Below are 9,152 nucleotides of genomic sequence, written 5' to 3'. Positions count from 1 at the left end.
CGGACAGTAATATATTATTGTTCTGATTGAAGGAGAAATAAAAAGGATAAAAATACTCCTTCTCTTTGTCATCTTATAAAAGAATGAAATATAATGTTCTAATAACTTTTAAAAACTATATTTCATTTTTACCCACACCTCCGAATTCTTCGCATACATTTGGAACTTGCCTTTGTCGGCATGGAAATAGTCGTAGCCAGCGGTGAGTTCGATTTGGTCGTTAAGGGCATAGGAAGCCGAGAAACGATTGAAGATGCCACCGTTTGTTACATCAACGTAGGCAAAGGTAGAAAGTTTTAGCGTGTTTTGCAGTAGTTCTTTGGCGAGTCGTGCCGTGGCTATTCCTGCATGGCGATAGATAGGCAGTCCGTCAAGATTGCCCGATGTGTATTTGTGGCAATACTGCAGACTTGCATTCCAGTCGTTGCCAGGGTACCAATCAATGCCGATGAGCGTGTAGAGTGCATTGCGGCATTCCACTTCGCATCCCATTGCAGCATTTTGCGCCTCGTCGATGTATTTGGCTACCTCTGCTCGAATAACGAATTGCCCGATGGGCAACGAACAGTCGGCTCCTAACATCGTCATGCGGCGATAGCGTCCATCGATGTGTAGTGACTTTCCGTCGGTTGTCATTCCCATGCGAAGGGCTGGCAGTTTGTTCCATGTCCGCAAGGCACTCACGGAGAAATCCACACCGCTGAGGTTGACGGTGATGCGTCCGCCGTATTCCATATTCTTCAACCGCTTTTCTGGTTTTCCGCTTTCCAAGTCTATGGAATAAGGGAGTGAGGTGTATGGCAAACGCATTGCCCATGGATTGCGCAGGTCAGTAGGTATCAAAGCAAAGTTAGTCACAGGGTTGCACACCGCTTCTGCCGTAATGGCTCCCAAGGTATATTTGGCACGTAAACCATTCACAGGCATACGTATGTCGTCATAGTCTTGAGCAAGAAATTCGGTGTAGTCGATGGACGACACGCAGTCGGTAAGTCGCAGTGCGTCAGCCACTCCCCATATAACGATTTGCCGTCCCACACGCAGGTCAAGGTTTCCTTTGGTATATGACAGATACGCTTCACGCAGTTCTATGCCTGTGCGTTCTTTCAGTATTCCGTTGTAAATTGCGTTCAGCGAAACAAAGAGAGCTGTCGCTCCTTTTTCGAGTCTCACTTCGCCCCTTGCCCGAGTTCTTGACGCCATCCAGTCAGCATTCCCCGTTGTTCGGAGTGCGTGATAGGTGTCAAGAAATCCCTTCACCCGAACTTGTAAAGCGTCATCGCTGTCTTTGTCATACGTCTCCTGAAGAGTCTCTTCGGGTACTGTTTCAAGACTGTCAATAGCTGCTGTTGGCGTTTCTACTTGGGCTGATGCTTGTGCCGAGAACATCGGCACAAGCAAGAGAGTAGATAGTTGTATCAGGTTCATATTAGAGTCCTTTCTCCAATTTGGAAACGGTGAAGAGGTTGGGCGCCACCTTGATGTTGAATCGTTGGTTGTCCATGCGAATGACAGTCTTGTGACCCGTCTGCACATTTTCCATTTGCATGAGGTGCATCGTCCAGAATCCCTGTACTTTATCGATGTTGGAAATGGTAAGACGGCGGTGCAACTTGTTCAGCTTATCGTAGTATTCCGCCTTAACAGCCATCAAGCAGTCCTGTCTTATCCACGTTACTCGACGTGCATATATTTCGTCCTTGTCGTTGGGAATCGACTGCACCACCCAGCATCGGTGTCCGCCTAAGTTTTCCTCTCGCAGGAGCTGGTGTCGTTCCTCGTCCACACTGCGCATACTCATGTCGTTGTAGGTAAAGTCGCTACCCATGAAGTAGTCGGTCTTCGACGACTTACCGCTGATGCGTCTTGTCTTTTTCATGGCAGGCAGATAGAGCCACTTGTCGTCCACCTTACGAGGATTGTCGTACTCCCATGTGAGGAATCCTGTTCCCTTCACATCTCCGGGATAAGTGAAAAACATAATTTTCTTAGTGTCCTTGCCTATGTCCATTGCCCATGATTCGAGTTTTCTGATGCGCTTGTGTCCACTTCGCTGAATGAGTGTCATTTCTACGTTAGCGTAGCGTGTGTCGCCATCAGGTCTGTTTTTTACTTTTTGCATAATATCCCTACCAGACAGTCCTGCTGCCTGTGCGCTACCAATTGCCAACAGGGCGATGAGCAGCAATGTAAAATTTCTTGTTTTCATACTTTTGGGTTTAATTATTATTTTGAATGTTGTTGATGTTTGCCTTTTTTTGTTTGAATATGTGGAGATAGTCTATGAGGATAGGGGTGAGGAAGAGGTCAGCCAGCAAAGCCGATACCATGCCAGCTACTGCCAGTATGCCCCAGTTGCTCATCTGTGTGGCATCGGAGAAGACGAAGCCCATGAATGTAGCCGAGATGACGACCGTGGACATCACAATGGCAAGTCCTTCGGTGCGGAAGGTGCGGTTGATGGCTATTTTGTAGTTGCCATATTTGTCGTATGCCACATGACTGTGGTTAATGAAATGAATGGTGTCATCGACAGCGATACCCAAGACCATCGGGATGAGCGAGGCGGTCATCATGTCGAGTGGGTAGCCGAGCCAGCCCATCATTCCACCTACGATAATGGCAGGGGCTATGTTGGGTATCATACCTACGAGTCCCACTTTCCAGTTTCCAAAAATTAGAACGAGGATAATGCCAATAACCAGTACCGATAGCATCATCGACCACATCTGTCCTCGCTCCACATACTGCTGCATGACGGTGAATTGCGGAACATTTCCCACCACCGAAACATGTGCATCGGGAAAGAGACGGTGTGCCTCCGCCTGAAGGTTGTTCATTTCCTTTTCTGCTTCGTTGGAGTTGTAGTCTTTCAGTTCTATTTGTAGCCTTAGCCGTTTATAGTTGTAGTCCATCCAGTATTCCGACTCCGTTCCTCCGGCGTTTTCGTACAGCAACAGCAACTGTGCCACCATATCAGCATTGTCTGGAATGGCGTAAAATTGCTGCTTGTTTCCGTTGAGTGTGCAATTCATGTCTTTCACAATGTCAGTGATGGAGTTGTGGCGTTTCGTTAGCTTGTAGCCATCAGCAATTTTTGACAATTGGTCGAGCTTCTGTAAATTTCCTGGCTTCTTGGCATCGTTGTCGTGCGGCAGCGTAATCATCAAATCGTAGGCATACATGGAGCCGAGTTCCGTTTCGCAAAGGTTGAGGAATTTGTTGACGTAAGGCACTTTTCTACCCATTGTCTTCTCAATGTCGAACGCAGGTTCGATGAAGAAGAGTCCGATACCACAGAAAATAGTCAGCACCACCGACAGCGCGACAATGCCACGATGATTGCGTAGCACAAAACTTCCAAATTGCTCAAACCGATTGCCAATATAGCCCTCAAAGCTTTTCGACATGTTGGCGGCTGGTCTTCTATCCTTGCCAAACGATAGCAGAATGGGAGTGATGAAGAGGCAGGTAATTAATACAGCGAGCAGACAGATTGATGTATTGAGGCCAATAGCCTGCATGGGTACGATGTTCATGGAAAGGAAAGTCATCATGGCGGCTACGGTGGTGAGTGCCGAGAGCGATACGCCCCAACCTGTCTCGCCCATCGCTTCGATGATGGATTGCCTGCGCCTACCTGTCTCTACGAAGCGAGTCTTGAAGAAGTTGTACAGATGGATGTTGTAGGCAATGGAGCAAGCGAAGGTGAGAATGACGGCTATCATCATGGTTGTCATGTCGATATAGATGCCTGTCCAGCCGATGATGCCAAAGCTGATGAGCAGTCCTAAGACAGAGGTGAGCAATGGCGCTATTACTCCACGTAGCGAACGAGTTACGATGAGCATTACCACAATAGAGATGATAAATGCGAAGAGGAACAATCGTCCCATTTCGCCCTTGAGATAGACCACCTTCTCATAGCTCAGATAAGGCATTCCTGCAGCAGCGGGCGACAGTTCTGCATATTTTTCCTTGCCTATGATATGTCCAGCTTCCCTGCCAGTAATCATGTCGGGAGCCATGTCGCTTGTCTTCTTCCACACACTGTCGGCAGGGAAGGGGCGCAGCTTTACCATGATCCATGTCATCGTTCCATCGGTTGATACCATTTTCTTCGCCAGATAGGGCTTGCTGTAAGCCTTGCGCTTGATTTCTTTCAGTCCAGCGGCATCCGATGGAATTTGCTCTGGTACAATCTGCTCTATGGTCATACCTTCTTCCGTACCAGAGGCAAACTCAAGATCGGTGAGCGATGTTACCTTGTCGGCGTACGACAGGCTATCCTTTAATTCGTTGCTCAGCTCACGAATGAGCGTGAGACTGCGGTTGGAGAAGATGTCCTTATTCTTTACCAGCACTGCCACATAGTAGTCATTACCAAAGATAGACTTGAACTCGTTGGTCTTGAGCAGCATAGGGTCGTCGCTTAGGAAATAGTCATCGAACGAAGTTCTTATCACAATGCGCTTGGCTCCAACGAGCGAAAAGGCGATGACCACCGCAAACAGCGCACCCACAACAAGCCTATGGCGCAAAATCCAACTCGCCAACAGCCTGAAAAGATTGTTGATTTTTTCGATTTTCATGATTTCTACTTTTTATTTGGTTTCTGTTTTTATTTTTGATGAGATATTTGCCGAAGGAGTATCTTGTTGCAGTCTTACCATTTGCGCAAAAGTCCCATTGTGCGCCAACAGCTCGCCTGGTGTGCCCCGTTCCACGACTGTTCCGCCCGAGAGTACAACGATGTGGTCGGCTCCTAATACGGTGCGCATGCGGTGCGCGATGATGATGACGGTCTTGTTGCGTACCAGTTCGGAGATACCAGCCTGAACCTTTGTCTCATTCTCGGCATCGAGGCTGGCGGTTGCTTCGTCCAACAGGATGACAGGAGCATCTTTTAAGAGCGCGCGGGCTATGGAGATACGTTGCCGCTCCCCACCCGAAAGGTTTTCCCCATTTTCGCCTATCACCGTGTCGTAGCCTTGTGGCATACGATTGATGAAGTCATCGCACTGTGCCAACCGTGCCACATGCCTTATTTCCTCATCGGTGGCGTCGCGCTTTCCTATGCGTATGTTGTCGGCAACGGAGGCATTGAAGAGCATCACGTCTTGGAACACTACGGCGTAGTTTTTGAGTAATGTCTCTGGTTCTATGTCGGAGATCTCGTGTCCGCCCAGCGTTATCTTACCATTATTGATGTCCCAAAAACGTGCGGCGAGCTTGGCAGCGGTACTCTTGCCACCACCTGAGGGACCAACGAGTGCCGTTATCTCGCCCTGTCGGGCAGTGAATGAAACATTGTGAAGCACCTGCTTGTCTGTTTCGTAGGAAAAGCTGACGTTGTGGAACTCAATGTCATAGTTCGAAACTTCCACCTCGGTGTCGCCCGTCTGTATGGGCATTGCCTCCATCTCTTTCATTCGCTTGATACGCACATCGAGAAAAGTAAGAATAGCGAGGTTGCTGCATACTTCAAGGATAGGGTTGTAAACCATTGCCGAAACAAGGAGGAACGCCAAATAGACGAACACCGACACGTCGCCACGCTGTAGCATCCATGCGCCTACAACGATGACGGTAGGCATGCCCAGTTTAAGCAGTACAGCGGAGATGTTGACAAACGCACCTGTCAAGAGTTCACCGGCAACAAGTTCTTTTTCCAATGTTTTTAATCGCTGGTCGAACCGCTGGTTATATTCGTCCTCGCCATTGTACGATTTGATTTCCTGCACACACTCCAGTCCTTCCTGTATCTGTTCGCTCACTCCTCGTTTGATGTGGTAGACATGTGTAAAAGCCTTGTTCATTCGATTTCGTGAAACCAACAGCACTACCAAAGCAAATGGCACTACCCAAAACACAGCGATGGCTAATCGCCAGTCGTAACAGAACATTCCCGCTGCGATAATGACAATGCTCACCACAGAAGCAAACAGTTGGGGAATGGCGTGCGAGAACGTTGTTTCCAATAGTGTGCAGTCTTCCATAATAGTGGCAGTGAGGTCGGAGAGATTGCGCTCACCAAAGAAGGCGAGAGGCAAACGGCGCAGTTTCTCGGCTAAAGAGATACGGCGTTGCGCACTCTCATTATATACGGTGGTATAGGTGCTGTCGTATTGCCGACGAATCACGACGAGCATCACGACCATAAGCCCTGCTGCCACGAGGAGATAAAACCACAACGTATGAGGGGCATTCATTGGCATGTTATCGAGATACTCCATCAGGAAGAAAAACAAATAAGTGGGAGGCAGCATCAGCACAAGGTTGAGCAGTGTCGAGAAGACGATGCCTTGGCGCAAGTCTTTTGCCCCTTTTTCCGTAAGAGCGAAACGGTTTTGAAAATATTTAATCATGACTTTATGACTTTTAATAGATTATAGTTTCCACGAAACAGATTGTTGATATTCATTCCACATACGGTGGTAATACTTTTCCTTACTCAATAGTTCCTTGTGCGTTCCCTGTTCGACTATCTCGCCGTTGTCCACAACTACGATGCTGTCAGCATCCTGCACAGTGGTAAGTCTATGAGCTATCATCAGCACGGTCTTTCCTTGGGTGAGATGTGCCAGTGCTTTACGGATAAGCTGTTCGTTTTCGGGGTCGGCAAAGGCGGTCGCCTCATCGAGCACGACGATAGGGGCATCTTTCAGAATGGCACGGGCAAGAACAATTCGCTGCTGCTCACCTCCCGAAAGATAAGTACCTTCGGCACCGATAACGGTATCCAATCCCTGTGGCAGCCGGTCGATAATCTCACGACTTTGTGAGAGATCGATGGCACGGTTAATCTGCTCGGTCGTTGCATCAGGATTGCCGTAACGTAGGTTTTCGATGAGCGAAGTCTTGAACAGACGGGTGTTTTGGAAGACGAACGACACGTTGCGCATCAGCTCGTCCTTGCGCATATCCCTCACGTCTACACCTCCAATGGTAACGCTGCCATGGCGTACGTCCCAAAAACGGGGTATCAATCTTGCTATCGTGGTCTTTCCGCTGCCCGACGCTCCTACAAGTGCAACCGTCTTTCCTTCGGGAATGGTAAGGTTGATATGACTCACTGCATCTTTTTCCGCTCCCTCATATCGGAACGAAACATCGTTGAAACGAATGTCGTACGCTTCTGCCCGTTTTGGCTCGTCGTGCTGCGAGAGCGGTGCAATATCAGTGAGCTGCTCTAATCGTTCCACAGCCTCATTTGCCATGAACAGGTCCTGACTGAGATACATGGCTTTCATCACGTTGGAAGCGATGAGCGGTGCAATCACCACATAAAGTATCACGTTGGCAATAATTGTGGTGGTATCTCCACCGTGTCCTATCAGGATAATAGCAGTAGGAACGAGGATGAAGGCAAAGGCATTGATAGCAAGTATGTAAAATGACATTGGCGTGCGCCACACAAGCGTACACTTGATGACAAGGTCGCGGTAGCTGATAATGCTATCGTAGAAGCGTTTGAACGAGAATACCGTTTGTTGGAACACCTTGACCACGGGAATACCTCTGACATATTCCACTGCCTCTGCCCCCATCTTCTCCTGCGCATCAAGGTAGAGCCTTTGAAATTGGTTGTTCTTCGGGTTCATCATATATCCCATAATGCCTATCGCGCCAACGAGAGGTATCATCGCAGCCGTACCCAACTGCCAATCCACAGCGAATAACAGTACGATAACACCTATCGGAGCAACGACACAGCTTGCCACATCGGGTAGCAGGTGCGCCACGAAAGTATGTGTCTGTCCCGAATCCTCATCAATGATTTTGCGCATACGCCCCGTGTTTTGTTCATCGAGGTAGCCCAATGGCGCACGCATCAGCCGTTGCATCGCTTTGCGTCTCATGTTGGTTTCTATTCGGAATGCCGCAAGATGAGAGAGCATCAGTGCCAAAAAGTAGAGCAACACGTTTGCCACCGATATGACAAAAGCCCATAGGGCATAGTCTATAAGAGGTGTATTTGAGAGGTTGCCCTTGGCGATTAGTAGTGTCCGCACCACGAGCCACAAAAGTATGAATGGGACAAGCGACAGCAGTCCGTTTACTGCTGACAGTGCTACGGAGCATGGCAGCAAGTATTTGCGCCCTCCCATGTAAGCTCCTAAACGTTTGAGAGTCTTAATCATATGTAATCGTCTTCTTAAAATTAATCTTTATGGTTTCATCAACGCTTTCCATCCGGCCATGCTAAAGTCCATGTACTGCTCCATGGCGACTTTAATGTCCTCGTCGCTGTAATCTTCATGTTCTACAATCTCGCAGAAAACAGTTATCCACGTGGAACATGTGATGTGAAGTAGTAGCGGTGATATGTTGTTGTTAAAATGTGGATAGCGTTCCTTCATTAAGCGTATGTATTCTATACCCACTTGCATTTGTCTATCTATCATTTTGTCTTTGTATCCTTGTAATGACGTTCCTTCCGATTTGAATAGAAGTAGGCGCAGCTCTGGACGAAAATCTTTTATAATGGATAACATGTCTAAGATATAGTCTATTTGTCGTTGTCTCATACTGAAAACGTCTATTGAGAGAAATTTTTCATCATTATGTGATAGTATATGTTTGTTAAGCACTTTGATAAGAGGAGAAAGCACCTCACAAAACAATTTGTCTTTACTACGAAAGTAGTTATATATGTTGCCAACGGCAATACCTGCCTTTCGGGCCACCGTGCGAATGGAAGTGTCTCTTACGCCATGTGCAAGAAACTCCTCTCGTGCAATGTTTAAAATGCGTTGCTTTATATTTTCTTTTAGCGTCTGCATAATGTATAATAAGAACTGTGAGTGGTATTGGGAAGGTAATTGTTTGTTAATAATGAACAAAGTTTCGTTATGTTCATAAAAAAAGCGCACCGTCTTTCTTTTGGACGGTGCGCTTGGCTTAACGGGAAGCCATATCCCTGTGATATGTCGTATTTGTTTCTTATCATTGGTATGAAGTCTATTTGGTGCAAAGATAAAAAAGGTAAGGAAATGATACAATACCAAAAAATAGGTATTTTATAACAATCAATAGTCCGTTTATTTTTTTTCGAAGCTTTCAACTCAAGCCAATGGAAATTGTGGCAATAAACAAACATGACCGTAAGTTCAATTAAGAAATGCAACTTTTGGAAATAAACAAAAGGC

General features: G+C 47.2%; 6 protein-coding genes. All 6 read right to left on the bottom strand.

Annotation, left to right across the window (positions count from 1 at the left end; genetic code table 11):
- Positions 1-108: 108 nt before the first annotated feature.
- From HMPREF1640_RS11900 to HMPREF1640_RS11875, 6 genes are read right to left on the bottom strand one after another with little or no spacing between them, the layout of a single operon-like run.
- On the bottom strand, positions 109-1,428 hold the full coding sequence (locus tag HMPREF1640_RS11900) for a DUF1302 family protein (protein WP_036895141.1): 1,320 nt from the start codon (positions 1,426-1,428) through the stop codon (positions 109-111).
- Between the two features lies 1 nt (position 1,429).
- The gene (locus tag HMPREF1640_RS11895; RefSeq protein WP_036895139.1) at positions 1,430-2,209 is read right to left on the bottom strand and encodes an outer membrane lipoprotein-sorting protein; all 780 of its coding nucleotides are present in this window, start codon (positions 2,207-2,209) and stop codon (positions 1,430-1,432) included.
- A gap of 10 nt (positions 2,210-2,219) precedes the next feature.
- Positions 2,220-4,592, bottom strand: a complete 2,373-nt coding sequence (locus HMPREF1640_RS11890) for an RND family transporter (RefSeq protein WP_036895137.1) — start codon at positions 4,590-4,592, stop codon at positions 2,220-2,222.
- A 12-nt stretch (positions 4,593-4,604) separates the two neighbouring features.
- On the bottom strand, positions 4,605-6,368 hold the full coding sequence (locus HMPREF1640_RS11885) for an ABC transporter ATP-binding protein (protein ID WP_036895135.1): 1,764 nt from the start codon (positions 6,366-6,368) through the stop codon (positions 4,605-4,607).
- 21 nt (positions 6,369-6,389) lie between these two features.
- Positions 6,390-8,144: an ABC transporter ATP-binding protein gene (locus tag HMPREF1640_RS11880; protein WP_036895133.1), complete on the bottom strand. Its 1,755-nt coding sequence runs from the start codon at positions 8,142-8,144 to the stop codon at positions 6,390-6,392.
- Between the two features lie 27 nt (positions 8,145-8,171).
- A complete protein-coding gene (locus HMPREF1640_RS11875) occupies positions 8,172-8,786 on the bottom strand; it encodes a TetR/AcrR family transcriptional regulator (protein ID WP_036895144.1) in 615 nt (204 codons plus the stop codon).
- Positions 8,787-9,152 lie beyond the last annotated feature (366 nt).

The sequence above is a fragment of the Prevotella sp. S7-1-8 genome, from assembly GCF_000758925.1.
Classification (GTDB): Bacteria; Bacteroidota; Bacteroidia; order Bacteroidales; family Bacteroidaceae; genus Prevotella.
The sequence above is the reverse complement of the archived record's forward strand: the minus strand, read 5'-3'. Positions and strand labels throughout refer to the sequence as shown.

Excerpts from the sequence above, each read along its gene's own strand:
- HMPREF1640_RS11895 (WP_036895139.1), bottom strand. The coding sequence starts at position 2,209 with ATGAAAACAAGAAATTTTACATTGCTGCTCATCGCCCTGTTGGCAATT.
- HMPREF1640_RS11900 (WP_036895141.1), bottom strand. The coding sequence starts at position 1,428 with ATGAACCTGATACAACTATCTACTCTCTTGCTTGTGCCGATGTTCTCG.
- HMPREF1640_RS11880 (WP_036895133.1), bottom strand. The coding sequence starts at position 8,144 with ATGATTAAGACTCTCAAACGTTTAGGAGCTTACATGGGAGGGCGCAAA.
- HMPREF1640_RS11890 (WP_036895137.1), bottom strand. The coding sequence starts at position 4,592 with ATGAAAATCGAAAAAATCAACAATCTTTTCAGGCTGTTGGCGAGTTGG.
- HMPREF1640_RS11885 (WP_036895135.1), bottom strand. The coding sequence starts at position 6,368 with ATGATTAAATATTTTCAAAACCGTTTCGCTCTTACGGAAAAAGGGGCA.
- HMPREF1640_RS11875 (WP_036895144.1), bottom strand. The coding sequence starts at position 8,786 with ATGCAGACGCTAAAAGAAAATATAAAGCAACGCATTTTAAACATTGCA.